This is a genomic window from Flavobacterium sp. U410 (assembly GCF_053570605.1).
In genome coordinates this window covers 14,492-31,697 of the sequence record NZ_JBSEFI010000020.1, presented here as the reverse complement: position 1 = coordinate 31,697, position 17,206 = coordinate 14,492, and the positions used below count along the sequence as shown (strand labels likewise).

General features: G+C 36.0%; 14 protein-coding genes. 3 read left to right on the top strand and 11 right to left on the bottom strand.

Annotation, left to right across the window (positions count from 1 at the left end; all coding sequences use genetic code 11):
- Nucleotides 1-2 precede the first annotated feature (2 nt).
- From ACUSJC_RS13135 to ACUSJC_RS13085, 11 genes are all read right to left on the bottom strand, one after another.
- Nucleotides 3-1,007: a PDDEXK nuclease domain-containing protein gene (locus tag ACUSJC_RS13135; protein WP_449270024.1), complete on the bottom strand. Its 1,005-nt coding sequence runs from the start codon at nucleotides 1,005-1,007 to the stop codon at nucleotides 3-5.
- Between the two features lie 76 nt (nucleotides 1,008-1,083).
- Nucleotides 1,084-2,334 carry a site-specific integrase gene (locus tag ACUSJC_RS13130; protein WP_449270023.1) on the bottom strand — a complete coding sequence of 417 codons (1,251 nt, stop codon included), beginning with the start codon at nucleotides 2,332-2,334 and terminating at the stop codon, nucleotides 1,084-1,086.
- Between the two features lie 263 nt (nucleotides 2,335-2,597).
- On the bottom strand, nucleotides 2,598-2,906 hold the full coding sequence (locus tag ACUSJC_RS13125) for a rhodanese-like domain-containing protein (RefSeq protein ID WP_449270022.1): 309 nt from the start codon (nucleotides 2,904-2,906) through the stop codon (nucleotides 2,598-2,600).
- Nucleotides 2,907-2,962: 56 nt separating this feature from the next.
- Nucleotides 2,963-4,723, bottom strand: a complete 1,761-nt coding sequence (locus ACUSJC_RS13120; RefSeq protein ID WP_449270021.1) for an aromatic amino acid hydroxylase — start codon at nucleotides 4,721-4,723, stop codon at nucleotides 2,963-2,965.
- Nucleotides 4,724-4,773: 50 nt separating this feature from the next.
- Entirely contained in the window at nucleotides 4,774-7,707 is a 2,934-nt protein-coding gene (locus tag ACUSJC_RS13115) for a hypothetical protein (RefSeq protein ID WP_449270020.1), read from the bottom strand.
- Nucleotides 7,708-7,823: 116 nt separating this feature from the next.
- Nucleotides 7,824-9,068 carry a threonine ammonia-lyase IlvA gene (gene ilvA / locus ACUSJC_RS13110; RefSeq protein WP_449270019.1) on the bottom strand — a complete coding sequence of 415 codons (1,245 nt, stop codon included), beginning with the start codon at nucleotides 9,066-9,068 and terminating at the stop codon, nucleotides 7,824-7,826.
- Nucleotides 9,069-9,072: 4 nt separating this feature from the next.
- Nucleotides 9,073-10,116: a ketol-acid reductoisomerase gene (gene ilvC / locus ACUSJC_RS13105; protein ID WP_449270018.1), complete on the bottom strand. Its 1,044-nt coding sequence runs from the start codon at nucleotides 10,114-10,116 to the stop codon at nucleotides 9,073-9,075.
- 27 nt (nucleotides 10,117-10,143) lie between these two features.
- A complete protein-coding gene (ilvN, locus tag ACUSJC_RS13100) occupies nucleotides 10,144-10,731 on the bottom strand; it encodes an acetolactate synthase small subunit (protein ID WP_109569610.1) in 588 nt (195 codons plus the stop codon).
- 6 nt (nucleotides 10,732-10,737) lie between these two features.
- The gene (gene ilvB / locus ACUSJC_RS13095) at nucleotides 10,738-12,486 is read right to left on the bottom strand and encodes a biosynthetic-type acetolactate synthase large subunit (RefSeq protein ID WP_449270017.1); all 1,749 of its coding nucleotides are present in this window, start codon (nucleotides 12,484-12,486) and stop codon (nucleotides 10,738-10,740) included.
- A gap of 12 nt (nucleotides 12,487-12,498) precedes the next feature.
- Nucleotides 12,499-14,175 carry a dihydroxy-acid dehydratase gene (gene ilvD / locus ACUSJC_RS13090; RefSeq protein ID WP_449270016.1) on the bottom strand — a complete coding sequence of 559 codons (1,677 nt, stop codon included), beginning with the start codon at nucleotides 14,173-14,175 and terminating at the stop codon, nucleotides 12,499-12,501.
- Nucleotides 14,175-15,062 (bottom strand): branched-chain amino acid transaminase, encoded by an 888-nt coding sequence (locus ACUSJC_RS13085; RefSeq protein ID WP_449270015.1) that lies wholly within the window; start codon nucleotides 15,060-15,062, stop codon nucleotides 14,175-14,177. The genes ilvD and ACUSJC_RS13085 overlap by 1 nt, the downstream gene beginning before the upstream one ends.
- Before the next feature lie 495 nt (nucleotides 15,063-15,557).
- Here ACUSJC_RS13085 and ACUSJC_RS13080 point away from each other — a divergent pair, with 495 nt between their 5' ends.
- Genes ACUSJC_RS13080 through ACUSJC_RS13070 form a run of 3 tightly spaced genes read left to right on the top strand, consistent with a single transcriptional unit; the run spans nucleotide 15,558 to nucleotide 17,199 of the window.
- Entirely contained in the window at nucleotides 15,558-16,268 is a 711-nt protein-coding gene (locus ACUSJC_RS13080; RefSeq protein ID WP_449270014.1) for a DJ-1/PfpI family protein, read from the top strand.
- Between the two features lie 24 nt (nucleotides 16,269-16,292).
- Nucleotides 16,293-16,715: a hypothetical protein gene (locus ACUSJC_RS13075; protein WP_449270013.1), complete on the top strand. Its 423-nt coding sequence runs from the start codon at nucleotides 16,293-16,295 to the stop codon at nucleotides 16,713-16,715.
- 10 nt (nucleotides 16,716-16,725) lie between these two features.
- Nucleotides 16,726-17,199, top strand: a complete 474-nt coding sequence (locus tag ACUSJC_RS13070; RefSeq protein WP_449270012.1) for a hypothetical protein — start codon at nucleotides 16,726-16,728, stop codon at nucleotides 17,197-17,199.
- Nucleotides 17,200-17,206 lie beyond the last annotated feature (7 nt).

Below are 17,206 nucleotides of genomic sequence, written 5' to 3'. Positions count from 1 at the left end.
AGTTATCCTTTCTCCCCAAAGCTCTCCAATTCCTTATTTACTTCTTCCAATAATTGCTGTTCGCTTGGTAGGTACAATTCGTATTGGCTTGCGATGATTTGTTTTTGGTTTTCGGGTAATGTGAATTTTACTACTGCATCATTTTTATTGGCACAAAGTAAAATTCCAATGGTCGGGTTCTCGTGTGGCAGTTTTTCTATCCTGTCATAATAGTTCACATACATTTGTAACTGTCCAATATCCTGATGGGTTAGTTTAGTGGTTTTGATTTCAATGATTACAAAACATTGTAAAATACGGTTGTAAAATACCAAGTCCACAAAGAACTCATCGCCCTCAATATGTATTCTTTTCTGCCTTGCTACAAAGGAAAAACCATTGCCTAACTCCAATAAAAATTCTTGCAAGTGTGTGATAATGGCACTTTCCAAGTCCTTTTCGTAATAAGATGCTTCTCTTTTCAATCCCAAAAACTCCAGATACATTGGGTCTTTAATAATTTCCTTGGCATCGGATGGTTGCTTTTCATTTTTAGCAACTGCTAAAACACTTTCTTTATCATTGCTCAACAAAAGTCGTTCATACAAACTGCTGTAAATCTGCCGTTCCAATTGACGTACCGTCCAATTATTTTTTACCGTTTCGGCAATATAAAAGTCTATTTTATTCTGATTATCAAGCCTTATGAGTAGTTTGTATTGACTCCAGCTCAATTGCGAATACAGTGTATTCGTAATTGGGAAAGTGCGGTAGAACTGCCGGAACAACTCAATTTGCCTTTTGGAATATCCACTGCCATATTCAGGTTCTAACTCTTTGGCAATGTATTCAGTAAGGTGTTTTCCATAATCTGCCCTGTCTTTACCTTGCTGTTCTTCTTCAAAAATACGTTTGCCAATATCCCAATACATTAGGGTTCGCTCGTGGTCAACAGCACGTATAGCCCTTTCTTTTGATTGGGCTATAATGGCTTTTATGTCTGTTATAACAGATTGGTTTACAAGCATAATTTTACTATTCATCTATCCAACAAAGATACAAATTATAATGTACGACTGCTTTTGATTAGTCTTATTAATATTGTCATAGTTGCGAAACAAAAGACCGCTCCATACTTTTAAATTTGTGCGATACCTTTTGCATATCCTTTCCAACTTTCTCATTGAGTATCTTGGCGTAAATCTGCGTGGTAGCAATATTCTTATGTCCTAACATCTTGCTTAAACTCTCCAACGGAACACCCTCACTTAAAAACAAGGTAGCAAACGTATGGCGTGCCAAATGAAAGGTTACTTTCTTTTCTTTCAGGCAGTCAATCAGTTGTGATATTTTCTTTAGGCTATCATTACAGACTGTATTTGATGGTACAGGAAATACCTTTCCGTCTTTTGAAAATCCTGCATATTTTTCGATAATCATTTTTGGAATATCCAACAGCATCACGTTTGACGATGTGGCTGTTTTTTTCCTACGTATGATAATCCACTGGTTACCGTCAAAGAAATCCTGAATATTGCTGTTTCTAAGCCCTTTCATATCTGAATAGGAAAGACCAGTAAAGCAACTGAAAACAAACAGGTCTTTAACCAATTCGTCTTTCTTTTTATCGCAGTTGAAAGTTACAAGTTGTTCTAATTCATTCCGTAGCAGATAACCTCTGTCTTTGTCCTTTTTGGTGTTCTTATACTCGCTGAACGGATTGAAAGCAAGATGCTTTCTGCTCATTGCCAAACGGCAAAGCGTGGTAAAGCCAATCATATACAGCCAAATCGTATTGTGTGTCAAGCTTTTATCGTCACGCAGGTAGTAATCAAACTCCTGTACAAAATCAGGAGTAAGGTCGTTAAAAGACACATCGGAGTAACCGTATTTTGTAAGTACAAAATTTCGAAGATGTCTTAATAGTGTTTTATACTTACTTCGTGTTCCATTTACCCGAAGTCCGCTATTGACCTTTTTCTCATAGTCGGATAAGAACTGTTCATAAAACTTGAAAAAGGTAATTTCTCCGCTTTCCATACCGAGGAAGGCATTTTTAAGTTTAGTACTGTTTACAGCCCCATCGTTCTTCAGAATTTTGGAATAGCATTCCTCAATACCTGAACGGATTTTGTCAAGTTTGCTGTTTGTTTCTTGGGCTTCTCGGCTTTTACCTAAAACCCTGCCGTACTTCAAATCCCAATTTGTTGCGGAAATATCCAACTTGGCACTGAATGCAGACTGATTACCGTTTACAGTAATTCTGCACATAACCGTAACTTTCCCGTTCTTCTTCGGGGCATTCTTTTTAAGGTAGAAAAGAACCTTAAACGTTGATTTTTTTGTCATTTCCATACTCACAATTCTTAATGATAAAATTAAACCTATGTGAGCTACGGAACAATATGAAAAACTATGCAGAAGGCTGAATTACAGTATTTTAAAGCGGTTGCTTATAATGCTTGAAAGTAACGTTTTAGTAACCTTCCTTTTGCCTGACCTCGCTTTTTTCTGCTTTTTACATCATTACCAAAAAATCAAAAAACGATTGTAAAGCCTTTATTTACAATCGTTTTCCCTGTTATTAATCTTTGATGTATTTTTACTGAAAATTTATTTTAAAGTTTGCCTTCTAAGGAATTCCAACCGCCACCATTGATACAATCAATTCCGTTTTGTTTCAAAATTGCGGTAGCTTGAGCGCTTCTCATCCCGCTTCTGCAACAAGCGATTACCGGTTTGTTCCATTTTTTTATTTCCGAAACTTTTCCGTTCAATACTTGAAGCGCAATATTTTTTGAACCTTTTATGTGTCCTTCTGCAAATTCTTCAGGAGTTCTCACATCAAGAATAATAGCGCCTTTTTGTACATATTCTTGAACTTCATTAGCTTTATTTCCAAAGCCTAAAACATCTAAAATTCCCATAATCTTCTTTTTTTGTCAAAGGTAATGCGAATAGCGTTCAAAATCTGTAACAAAAGTTACGATGCATGTTCGTTTTCTACAATCAAATTAATTCCGTTGTCAATTAAATGAGCAACTTCCGGACGATGCTGTTTTACATTTTCTAAGTGATTTTTTACTTTCGAAATCAGGTCTTCATTTTGCTCTTGATATGCTAATTCTAAGATTTCAACAGACAATAACCAATCGTTCGGATGATTTCCGGAAACGGCTCCGAAGACTTCTTTTAAAGTAACTTCTGCAGTTTTTCCGTCTCTGATTAAACGGATATTTTTATATAAACTTTCTAATTCTTCGCGTTCCGGTGATTTTTTCTGTTTGATGGTTTGAGTCGATGGAACGTGATTTACCATATCGAAACTAGCAACATCAGCAGGACCGGAAAAAGCAGAAATTACTTCTTTTCCAACTGCCATGTCATAAATTCCCCATTCAGGTTGGAATAATACGGTGTCACCTTGGGTTACCGTACAATTTTTGAACTTAATTAATAAAATTTTACCTTGGATATTTCGCGTTCCGGTGATGATTTCTCCGGTTACTTTAATATTTCCTTCAAATTCTAAAGTCACTTGCTCGCCTTCATAAATAGCATACGCACTTAAATCGCGCGGACTCATGTCTTCAATGGCTAGGTTAATTCCTTTCAGTTTACCAATGGGGGAACCAAAACCTTCTGCATGATATTCAGTTCCGTGTCCAACTAATTCTTTTTCACGATACGCTAAAGCCGTTTTTCCAGTAGTTTGAACGTAAACCGTTTTTCCTTCGTATTCTAAAACGTTGGTAAAAACACCGGAAATTTGTAAGCCGGTACTCAATTCAATAGTTCCCAATGCTTTTGATGCAATCAATTTTTTAATACCCGAAAGTCCGCCGGTACGTAAAGCCATTTTATTGGCAAACTCTTCCAGAACCATGCTTAAATGAGCAAAATCAGGTGTAACAAACAATTGCGGTTGCGGTTTGGTAATGTCAAAACTTTGGTCGGCAGCAGCAATAGTATATGGGATTTTTTGAACAGCATCGGTCATGCACCAAGCGCTTTCTCCAATAGAAGATAGCAAACCGGCACCATAAATTTTCGGATCTTCAACCGTTCCGATTAAACCATATTCAACTGTCCACCAGTGTAAATTTCTAATACGCGCCATTTCCGATAATTCGCCCATATTATTTTGTAAATAGTCGACACGATCTTCTGCAGCTTTAACTTCTTCTTCCGGAGTATCTTCGGCTTCTTTTAAAATAGAAAGTAAACGAATTGCTTCATAGATTTCGTAATCACGTGCTGATGAAATGGCTTTGCAACCAATTTCTCCGAAACGACGCAAATATTCTGCATATTCCGGATTGGCAATAATAGGAGCGTGACCGGCACCTTCGTGAATGATATCGGGTGCAGGTGTATATTCAATATGTTCTAATTGACGAATGTCAGATGCAATAACCAAAACATTGTAAGCCTGAAATTCCATAAAAGCATTAGGAGGAATGAAGCCATCTACAGCAACAGCTGCCCAGCCAATTTCTTTTAAAATGCGGTTCATGCCATACATACTAGGAATACTGTCAATGGCAATACCTGTTTTTTTCAACCCTTCTACATACGATTCGTGCGCTACTTTAGATAAGTAGTCTACATTTTTACGCATCACATAGCGCCATACTGCTTGATTTATAGGCGTGTATTCTTCATAATTTTGTGGTTTGATAAACTGCTTCAAATGAGCAGGAAGTTTGTCTATCAAAGGGTTACTTTCAAAAGTAGTGTTCATAGTTTTATGGTCGTGTTTGTTTCCGTAAAGCTACGAATTATTTGTGACTTTTATTCTGTTTTCTCTGGCTGGGTTGTCGTATTTTCAGTTTTAACGCTGTCAATTTGTGTTTTTGGTAAATTAGTGCTGTCTACCTTAATATTTTTTGAGGAAACCGTATCTTTTATAACTGGTTTTGCAACAATAGTAGAATCAGAAGGGGTTACAGTATTTTCTTTTGATGAAGAAGCAGTACTTGAAGTATCGCCTTCGGTAGTTCCATCATAAATGGTTTCTTCTAAATCTTTAGATTTTTTACCCAATTGAATTTTGGGATCGTCTTGAGTTCCGGTTACTTTAATTGGGATTCCAATAATTCCCAATGGTGGCAAACCTATACGCATTTTTAAGTTTAAATTGCCATCAAAACTAGATTGTCCTTCAAAACGCAAACGGAAAAGCGCCACTTTTGCTTTAAAGCGCTCGATATTGATGATGTTGTTTTTAATAGTTGATTTTATAGTGATTTCTGATAAATCGGGATTTTTCAAACTATTGTAATCTGTTTTTTCGGAAACAACATTCATCAGTTTAAAGTTGTTCATTTTTACTTTTTTAACCGAAATCGTTCCGCCACCTTCTAATGAAGCCATAATAGGTTCCATTTTATTGTTTAAAACTCCTTTGATTTCGTAATCCATTCCTATAATTCCTTCAGCGTTTTCGGCACTGGAAGCTAATTCTCGGAACATTTTGATCTCATTGTACGCTCGTTTAATATCAAATTCGGCAGCTTTCATTTTGAAATCAAAATTGACTTTTTGCGTGCCGATATTTTCATACGAACCGTTTATCAGTGCACTGGCATCAAGGATGTTAAGTTTCCCGTTAGTTAATGTTATTCTTCCGTTTTGAATAGTAACTTTTCCGGAGATATTTTCCACATTAATATCTTCATAAATCAATTTTTGGGCTGCTAAATCAAATCCTAAATCTAGGTTTGTCGGAACTTCCATTACTTGATTGATGCTACTTTCTACAGTTTTTTGTTCTTCTTTCTGGGATTGAATTTCTTTGGTGAAAAAGAATTCATTGGTGTTTAATAAAGAAGAGTTCAAATTAAAATTACCTTTTAGAACTTCTTTATCAGCTAAGAAAAAATTGATGGCGTTTTGGAAATACCCATTCATGTTAATATCTGAGGTGCCATATTTTCCAATAAAATTGTCAAAGTTTAAGTGGTCTTGATGAAAAGTGAAAGTTCCGTTTTCAATAACAAAAGGCAAAGGGAAAAATGAGGTTTTAGTTGCAATCTTTTGGACTGAAAGCGTTCCGCTGTTTTCCAGATTTGCGTAATTTCCGTTGGTAGCATCGCTTTGTTTTCCTTTCAAATGAACATCAGCAGTTACTTTCCCGTTTACATCAATTCCATCGACTTTAAAAACCCGATATATTTTACCAACATTCAACGTCCCGTTTGCAGCAATGTTATAAACTACATCATCAAAATTTTGAAAACTAGCACTAAGTTGGAAAGGTTCTTTTTCAAAAGTAAAATGGGTTTTAGCTATATTTAATGAAGCATCTTTAAAGTAACCACTTGGGTTATCTAATTTAGCATGTAACTGAATGTTTTGAATAGCGTTTGGATAATAGGCTGTTTTAATACTTCCGTTTTCCCAATTAAAAGTTCCTTTGGCTTTTGGAAACAAACGTTTTTTGGTGTCATAATTTCCATTAGCAACCACATCGGCGTTTAATTTTCCGCCTAATTCAAAGTTCGGAATTTGCAAAGCAGAAGAAACGAATCCTAAATCTAAGTTCGATTTGATTTTGGAATCTATTTGCATTACATCGCCGAAACCACTTGATTTTAAAATAGCACTCAAGTTGTTTTTATTGACGTCGAAATATAAAGAATCTAATTTGATTTGTAATTGTGCGAGATCCAGATTTGGTAATTTGGTCTCCAAATTCAAATACAGATTTTCAATAGGGAACGGAGCTTTTTTGTGTTTTACATAACCGTCGCGAACTTTAATAGTAAAATCTACTTCCGGTTGTTTGTTTTCAGAAACGATATAATCGCCGGTTAAATTAAAAGTTGCATCTGTTTTTCCTTTGGTTTTGGTATCTTTAATCCAATCCCCGAATTCCGGTGGCAAAGCAGAGAATAGGTCTTCCAAATTACTATTAGTAGTTTTAACCTTAAAATCCATTTTGTAACCGTTAGAAATGAAGTCGAAAAATCCGCTGAATTCTATAGGTAATTTGTTAACAACTAAATCATTTTTTTCAAAAATGAACGATAATGAATTGGTGTTGATTTTGGTAATTAAATTGGCTTTAACTTTTTTGTCTTTTAGATATTCATTTTTATCATAGGTTAAGGAAAGCTGATCTATTTGGGCTCTGGTTTTTAAATCGAAATTAGAATTTTGCAAGTCACCGGTTCCTCTATAATTCAGTCCTTTCAAATTGATTTCAATTTTTGCAGATCGGTCAAAATAAACAAGTTCACTATTTTTTATTATAATGCGTTCCAGTTTTATTTGTGTTTCAGAAGATGAAGTAGTATCTGCTTCATTGGATTTATACACGTTGTAATTAGCCTCTCCCAATCGATTGACTTGAATATTTATTTTAGCATTATTCAGATAAATCTCATCGATTTTTGTTTTGTTGCTAAAAATTAAACTAAAGACATTTATTCCTAAAGCGACTTCTTTAGCATTGATTAAAGATTCTTTTTGATAAGGTTTAGAGCCATTTAAATTTAGCTCGTTTAGCGTTAGTGTTAAAGACGGAAAGTGTTTAAAAAAAGATAAGTTAGTATCTTTAAAATTCAGTTCACCATCCAAATGCTTGTTTGCCGTTGCTTTTACTTTTTGAGTAATAGTCTCTGTAAAAATAAAAGGAACAGTTAAAGCAAAAGCCAATAAAATTGCAAAAACGACACCTAAAATCTTTACAGTTTTGATTATTTTTTCTTTGGATAGTTTCATTGAAATTTCGAAATTAAAATGCAAATGTACGACTAACCTGAGGATAAAATTTAAAAATTTAGTTAAGCTTATTAAAAATACCGAATAAAAGAAAGAGGCTAAAAAGCCTCTTCCGGTTAACGTATCAATTGAGTAAACAAATCTTCTTTTTCATTCAAATAACGATATTGATAACCTTTTTGAAGCATTCGTTCTTTTAACGGAACCACATCTTCTTGCTTTTTAATTTCCAATCCTACGATTACAGGTCCGGTTTCGCGGTTGTTTTTTTGAGCAAACTGAAAATAAGTAATATCATCTTCTTCGCCTAAAACTTCGTTGACAAATTCTTTTAAAGCGCCCGGACGCTGTGGAAACTGAATCATAAAATAATGTTTCAAACCTTCGTATAAAAGCGAACGTTCTTTGATCTCTTCGGTTCTTAAAATGTCATTATTACTTCCGCTGACAATACAAACGACAGTTTTGTCTTTAATTTGTTCTTTGTAAAAATCCAATGCAGCGATAGATAATGCACCTGCGGGTTCTACAACCATTGCTTCTTCGTTGTACAAACGTAAAATGGTAGAACACACTTTTCCTTCGGGAACCAAAATTATATCGTCAACTAAATTTTTACTAATTGCGTAAGTCAAGCTTCCCACTTGTTTCACTGCAGCACCATCTACAAACTTATCGATGCTTTCCAAAGCTACATTTTCACCTTTTTCTATGGCAGTTTTCATGGAAGGAGCACCAAGAGGTTCCACGCCGATAATTTTAGTATTCGGACTAACTGTTTTTAAATACGTTGCCACACCCGAAAGTAATCCGCCACCGCCAATCGGGATAAAAACATAATCAATAGGTTCTTTATATTGTTCCAAAACTTCTAAGGCAACAGTTCCTTGTCCCGCAATAACTTTTTCATCATCAAATGGATGGATGAATGTTTTGCAATTTTCTTCGGCGTCTTGTTTAGCACTTGCATACGCATCGTCAAAAGTGTCGCCTGTTAAAATGATTTCTACAAATGATTTCCCAAATAACTGTACTTGTTTGATCTTCTGTTTCGGAGTGGTTTTAGGCATGTAAATGCGACCTTCAATTTTCAATAAGTTACACGAATAGGCAACACCTTGAGCATGATTTCCGGCACTAGCACATACAATTCCATTTTGTTTTTCCGCTTCAGTAAGCGATTTGATTTTATTGTACGCTCCTCTGATTTTATAGGAGCGCACAATTTGTAAATCTTCTCTTTTTAATAAAATTTTAGTCTGAAATTCTTCTGATAAATTCATGTTCTCACTTAAAGGTGTCGATGGTACAACATCTTTAAGTTGTTCTTTGGCTTTTAGAATTTCATTGTATAAGTTCATGTTGTTATTTTTTGGGTCTCAATTGACGAACTGTTGCACCGGCTTGCCACATTTCACTTTCTCTTAATTCTTTTAATTCGGCTTCTAATTTTTCACGGTAATCCGGTTTACTGTTCGAATCAATAGATTTTTGCGCTTCATTTCCGGCTTTTACTTCGCTGTATAATTTTTCAAAAACCGGTTTAGTAGCTTCTTTGAATGGTTTCCACCAATCTAATGCACCTCTTTGCGCTGTAGTCGAACAATTGGCATACATCCAATCCATACCGTTTTCAGCAACTAAAGGCATTAAACTTTGCGTTAATTCTTCCACCGTTTCATTGAAAGCTTCAGATGGCGTATGACCATTTTCGCGTAATACTTCGTATTGAGCCGCAAAAATTCCTTGGATAGCCCCCATTAATGTGCCACGTTCTCCTGTTAAATCGGAAGTTACTTCTTTATAAAAATCAGTTTCAAACAAATAACCCGAACCAACTCCAATTCCTAAAGCAATTACTTTTTCGCGCGCTTTTCCGGTTGCGTCTTGTTCGATTGCAAAAGAAGAATTCAATCCTTTTCCTTCTAAAAATAATCGTCTCAATGAAGTTCCTGAACCTTTTGGTGCTACTAAGATAACATCAACGTCAGCAGGAGGGATGATTCCTGTTTTTTCTTTATAAGTGATACCAAAACCGTGAGAGAAATATAAAGTTTTGCTTGGAGTTAAATATTTTTTAACTGTTGGCCAAAGTTCAATTTGTCCGGCATCCGATAATAAATATTGGATGATAGTTCCTTTCTCTAAAGCTTCTTCAATTTCAAATAATGTTTCACCCGGAACCCAGCCGTCAGCTACTGCTTTGTCCCAAGTTTTTCCGCCTTTTCTTTGTCCTACAATTACTTTAAAACCGTTATCTTTTAAGTTTAAAGCTTGTCCCGGACCTTGAACCCCATAACCGATAATTGCAATGGTTTCGTTTTTTAAGGTTTCTAATGCTTTTGCTAACGGAAATTCTTCTCTGGTTACTACATTTTCTACTACGCCTCCAAAATTGATTTGTGCCATAATTTATTTATTTTATTGGTTTGTTAATTACATTTGAAATATTTTGCTCTTTAAGCTTAAGAACTCATTGTTGATCGGATCTTTTGTAGGATCATTTTTTTCGAGTTCCAAAATGCTTTTATGAATACCTTCGCTGGCTTTCATAATGGCAATCCTTGAACTTCTAACGAACTCGATTAAGCCGTATTTGTGTAATTCGGATAATAATTTGTTGATTTCTTCATCTTGACCTGTGGATTCAAAAACCGTATAATCATTTCGAATCACTACTGCGTTGGCTCCGTAAGCTCTTAATAAACGTTCCACTTTTGCCTCTTTCATAATAATTTCGGTAGGAACTTTGTATAGTGCAATTTGTTGCCAAATGATTTCATCATTGGTATTGACATATACTTTAAGAACATCAACGATTTTACCGATTTGTTTTACCAAGTTTTTCACTACGGATTCCGATTCTTTAACTACGATCGTAAAACGGTAGATGTTTTCAACTTCGCTGGGAGAAGTGTTCAGACTTTCCAAACTGATTTTTCTTCGGGAAAACATGATGGCAATTTTATTCAAAATCCCAACTTGGTTTTCTGTATAAGCGGTTATAGTATATTCCTGTTTCATGAGTTCTTAAATTTGGTCTTTACTTAATACAATTTCTGAAACTCCTTTTCCTTGTGGCACCATTGGGAACACATTGTCTTCTTTGGCTACCATAATTTCAAGTAAATACGATTCGTTTGAAGCCAGCATTTCTGCTAAAGCTTTTTTAAGTTCGGAACGTTCGGCTACTTTTTGACCTTTGATGTGATATCCTTTGGCTACCTGAACAAAATCGGGACTGGTAATATCCGTAAATGAATATCTTCTTTCGTGAAATAATTCCTGCCATTGGCGAACCATTCCTAAGAATTGATTGTTCAGAATGATGATTTTTACATTGGGTTGGAATTGCATAATAGTTCCCAATTCTTGTATATTCATTTGCGCACTTCCATCACCCATGATTGCTACAACAGTTCTTTCGGGAGCTCCATATTTCGCTCCAATGGCTGCCGGTAAAGCAAATCCCATAGTTCCTAAACCACCACTGGTAATATTACTTCTGGTTTGATTTTGTTTAGAATAACGGCAAACCACCATTTGATGTTGACCTACATCACTAACCATAACAGCATCGCCATGAGTTAATTCGTTAAGTTCAAATAAAACTTCGCCCATAGTTAGTTCTTCACTTTCCGGGAAGCGCTCTTTCTTAATCAAGACTTCTTCTTCATACTGCATTTTATCTTGAAATTCTTGCATCCAAGCTTTGTGTTCTTTTGGTTCTAAAAGAGCGGTTAGAAGCGGAAGCGTTTCTTTGCAATCGCCCCAAACCGGAACGGTTGTAAGTACGTTTTTGTCCACCTCAGCCGGATCAATATCTAAGTGAACAATTTTAGCTTGTTTGGCATATTTGTCCAATCTTCCGGTCACTCGGTCGTCAAATCGCATTCCAATAGCAATTAGAACATCACATTCGTTAGTTAAATAATTCGGACCGTAATTTCCGTGCATGCCCACCATGCCTACACCAAGCGGATGATCGGTTGGAATAGCACTCATTCCCATAATGGTCCATGCCGTTGGTAAATTGGCTTTTTCAATAAATTGAAGAAATTCTTTTTCGGCGTTGCCTAAAATTACACCTTGACCGAAAACAACAAGTGGTTTTTTTGACTGATTAATTACATCGGCAGTTGCTTGAATATATTCCGGTTTAACAACAGGTTTTGGTCTGTAACTTCTAACGTGAATACACGATTTATAACCGTTGTAATCAAATAATTGAAGTTGTGCATTTTTGGTAATATCAATTAAAACCGGGCCTGGTCTTCCTGATTTGGCGATGTAGAAAGCTTTGGCTAAAACTTCTGGAATTTCATTAGCATCCGTAACCTGATAATTCCATTTGGTCACTGGTGATGTAATGTTTACAATATCGGTTTCCTGAAAAGCATCGGTACCTAAAAGGTGAGCGAAAACTTGTCCCGTAATACACACTACAGGTGTCGAATCGATCATAGCATCTGCTAAACCTGTAACCAAATTTGTTGCACCCGGACCGCTGGTCGCAAAAACGACTCCGGTTTTTCCGCTTACTCTGGCATAACCTTGCGCTGCGTGAATAGCACCTTGTTCGTGACGAACTAAAATGTGATGAAGTTTATCTCTATGATCGTATAAAGCATCATATATCGGCATAATGGCGCCACCAGGATAACCAAAAATGGTATCTACGTTTTCAGAAAGCAGCGCGTCAATTACTGCAATGCTTCCCGAAGCCTGATGGGCTTTTTGGTTTTCTGTTGTATTGGTATGTTGTTTGATTGTTTCCATAACTTTAGATTTTTATTCGTCAGTAACACAGCCTTCTGATGCGTCTTTAACCAATTTTGCGTATTTGTACAGTACGCCTCGGTTAACACTTAAAGACGGTTTTACCCAATTCTCTTTTCGTTTTGCTAATTCAGATTCGCTCACTTGAAGCGTTAAGGAGTTGTTGACGGCATCAATTTCTATTAAGTCTCCATTTTGAACGAAAGCTAAAGTTCCGCCTTCAAACGCTTCGGGTGTTATGTGCCCGACGACAAATCCGTGAGTTCCGCCGCTAAATCTTCCGTCCGTAATAAGGGCCACGCTTTTTCCTAATCCGGCACCAATGATAGCTGAAGTAGGTTTCAACATTTCCGGCATTCCCGGACCGCCTTTTGGTCCTACATATCGGATGACTACAACATCTCCTTTTTCTATTTTTTTATCGGCTATGCCTTTTATCAGTTCTTTTTCGCCATTGAAAACTTTTGCAGGACCTTCGAAGAATTCGCCTTCTTTTCCGGTTATTTTGGCCACCGAACCTTTTTCTGCCAGATTACCATAAAGCATTTGTAAATGTCCGTTTATTTTAATCGGGTTTTCTAATGGACGAATGATGTTTTGTGCTTCAAAATCAATGTCTTCGATTGCTGCTAAATTCTCAGCTAATGTTTTTCCGGTAACCGTTAGACAATTGCCGTGTAACATTCCTTTGGATAATAAATATTTTAAAACCATGGGAACGCCACCTTTTTCATGAAGGTTTTGCATTAAGTAATTTCCACCCGGTTTAAAATCGGCAATCAATGGCGTTTTATCGCTAATGCGTTGGAAATCTTCTAAGGTTATTTTGATGTCCACACTTTTTGCCATAGCAATAACATGCAGTACCGCATTTGTACTTCCGCCCAAGGCAATTAAAGTTGTAATCGCATTTTCAAAGGCTTCAAAAGTCATGATGTCTTTCGGACAAATATCTTTTTCCAAAAGGATTTTCATGTAATGAGCTGCTTGTTTACATTCTTCTATTTTTTCGTGACTTACCGCTGGATTGCTGCTCGAGTAGGGAAGACTCATTCCTAAAGCTTCGATAGCAATAGCCATAGTATTGGCCGTGTACATTCCGCCGCAAGCACCAGCACCCGGACAAGCATTTTTAATGATGCCTTTGTATTCTTCTTCTGTAATTTTACCTGCAATTTTTTCGCCTAAAGCTTCAAAAGCAGAAACGATGTTTAAATCTTTTCCGTGGTATTTTCCCGGAGCGATAGTTCCGCCATACACCATAATTGAAGGTCGGTTTAAACGTCCCATGGCAATGATGCTTCCCGGCATGTTTTTGTCGCAACCCGGAATAGCAATAACACCATCGTAATAATGTCCGTCAACAACACTTTCGATACTATCGGCAATAATTTCTCTGCTGATTAGCGAATAGCGCATACCGTCGGTTCCGTTGGTAATTCCGTCGCTGATTCCTATGGTGTTAAAAATTAGTCCAACCATTTCAGCTTCATTTACTTCTTGTTTGATGTAAGTAGCCAAATGATTTAAGTGCATGTTACAGGTGTTTCCATCATATCCCATAGATGCAATGCCAACAAAAGGTAAGTTCAATTGTTCTTCGGTTAGACCAATACCATACAGCATGGCTTGTGTGGCTGGTTGCGTGGGATCTTGAGTTACTATTCTACTGTGTTTATTTAAAATCATTAGGATTGTGTTTGAAGTAATGGTTTTTCCAATACCAAATTCTTATATATTAATTGTAATTTTTTGCCTAGAGAGTTTTCCCATTTTACCGGAAAATCTTTACCATCTAGAGAAGAAACTCCGATGACTTCGGCAGCTGTTCCGCATAAAAATGCACTGTCAGCATTTTGAAGATCTTCAGGTTTATACAAACCTTCTTCGACAGGAATTTCTAATTCTTTGCAAAGTTCAATAACAGTAGCACGAGTAATTCCCGGAAGAATGTTGCCTCTTTGTGGTGTGAATAATTTACCGTCTTTTTCGAAGAAAAGATTAGAACCGGGACCTTCTGCCAAATAGCCTTCAGAATCTAAAAGTAAAGCTTCGTCAAAACCTTTGTCTTTGGCTTCTACTGATGCTAAAATAGAGTTGACGTAGTGTCCGCAAACTTTAGCTTCTACTTTAGTAGAGCGGGGATGAGGTCGGCAATAGGATGAAATGCTCAGATTTAATAATTTTTCGCCTAAATATGCACTCCATTGCCAAGCGCAAATCATAATAGAAACTTCATGTGGGCGACCGATTCCCATGTTAGGGCTACAGAAAACAAGAGGACGTATGTAAGCGTCTGTGAGATTATTGAGTTTTAGAACTTCGTATGTTTTTTGAATGAGTTCTTCATTGTCGTATTTATAAGGAATGTGAATTTGTTCGCAAGAATTTTTTAAGCGTTCAAAATGTTGTTCTGCTTTGAAAATTTTAGTTCCGTTTGCAGTTTCATAAGCTCTTATACCTTCAAACACTCCATAACCGTAATGCATGGTTTGTGTGTATAAGTTAGTGGTGGCTTCTACAGCTTTTGTGAATTGGCCATCAAAATACAAAATGGTTTTGTCATCAAAATACATATATTACATATTAGTTTGTTTCAAAAAAAAACCTTCCGGTTTAGCGGAAGGTTTGTTGTTTTTATGTTTAGAAAACTAAATACCAATCCGCTGCAATTGAGGAATCACAATAATGACAACGATAATGATAAATAAGTTTTTCATTTATTTCTTTAAAAGATGATATGACAAATTTATGAAATGTTTCTTAAAGCAGAACAAAACATGTAATTTTTGTTAAAAACGTAAATTTATCTCATTTGACAATGTGTTTTGTCCTTTTTGCTTAAAAATAGGATGCTATTTTTTTGAAATAAGTAGTTTTTGGTAAATAAATGGAGAAAATTAAATTCATTATTGTTGTAAAAGATGTCTATAATATATCTTTTTATAAGATTTAAATAGAAACAGGTACAATTTACTCTTTTAAAAAACAAGTATAAATACGCTGTTTAATTTACGTATTACCTCATTACTTTATAGTAGTAAAATACTTATAAATTTAAAGCTATAGATATGGAGGGAACAGAAACAATGATTGTAGGCATCCTATTGTATCATAATTGTACTTTAATGGATTTTGCCGGGGCAACTCAGGTATTTGCTGCTCCATTTGGATTTAAACCGATTTGGATTGCGAATAATGACGCAGCTATTGTAACGACAGAAGGAGTTTCTGTAATACCTAACTATACTTTTGAAGATTGTCCCGCAATCGATATTCTTTTTATTCCCGGAGGAAATTCTGATGGAGTAGGGGCTTCTATGGAAAATGATGAATATCTGGATTTTATTCGTAAGGCTTCTGAAACGGCGTTATGGAAAGGATCAGTATGTACCGGGGCTTTTATTTTGGCGGCTTCCGGAATTTTAAATAATTGTTTAGCTACTACCTATTGGTCACAGATACCTACATTACAATTACTGGCTTCTAAATTTAATTTGACGATTCCTAAAGGTTATCCTCGTTTTTTGCTAGATGAAGAACAGAAGATATTCACAGGAGGAGGAATTTCATCTTCTCTTGATCTGGCATTAGAACTGGTTTTGAGAATAAAAGGTAAAGAAATAGCAGAATTGACTCAGCTTTTTATTCAGTACCAACCTAATCCACCTGTAAACTCAGGAGATCCGGCTCATGCTCCAATTGAGATAACAGGAATTTTACGCAAGCAACAAGAAGGTTTTACTAAAGCTATGGTGGCTGAAGTAAATAAACTACTCTAAACAATTTTAATACAACTATATAATATGAAACAGCCTAATTACACCCTCGGTTCCGGTTTATGGACTTACAGAAGTTTACTCAATAATCCTGATTTAACATCGGATTTTAATGCTCTTGAATTTGGACGGGGCAATTTAAAAATTGAAACACAATCTGATGGGACTTTATCTGGGAAAATCTATGACACGGGTTGGGAGCTTGAACTGAAAGGTTCTATGCAACAAGGAAATCCTGCTACTTTGTGGTTTCAAGGAAAAGGAATTGTTAGCGGCTCACTTTGGATTTATGACTATTTCTGCTATGTCGTTCCTCAGATTCCTAACGGAGAAAATCAGATTCCTGCACTTGTAGGAAGTGTTACCAGAGCTATTCCTCATCCTGACGGTCAAGGGGGAGTGAGTCCTGCGGGAGTTGTTTGCTCATTTTATGCTGTTCTTCAAATGTAATTTTATACTTATGGAAACTAAAAATTCTACACAAAATTGTTGTTGCTGTTCAAAAGAAGAAGAGCCAACGGTTAAGAAACAAGGAACTACAAGTAAATCGAAACTAATATTTGGTGTTTTTCGTTCAGCATTTTTAAGCTTATTGATTGCTTTTTTCCCAAAATGTCCGGTTTGTTGGGCTTTATATATGAGTATGTTCGGTAGTGTAGGCTTATCACAATTACCTTATATGAAGTGGCTTTTGCCTGTATTCGTTGTTTTTTTGGGATTCCACTTATTCATGCAGTTTAAAGGAGTTAAAAAACATGGTTATCTGCCTTTTTCTTTAAGTCTCATAGGTGCTTCGATTATATTAATTAGCCGGTCTCTTTTACCTTCTCATAATGGAATTCTGATTCTAGGCATATTATTTATCGTTTCAGGAACATTGATTAATAGCTTTCAGGAAGTCTCAATTCAAATGATTAAACAAAAAAATCAATAATATCTAA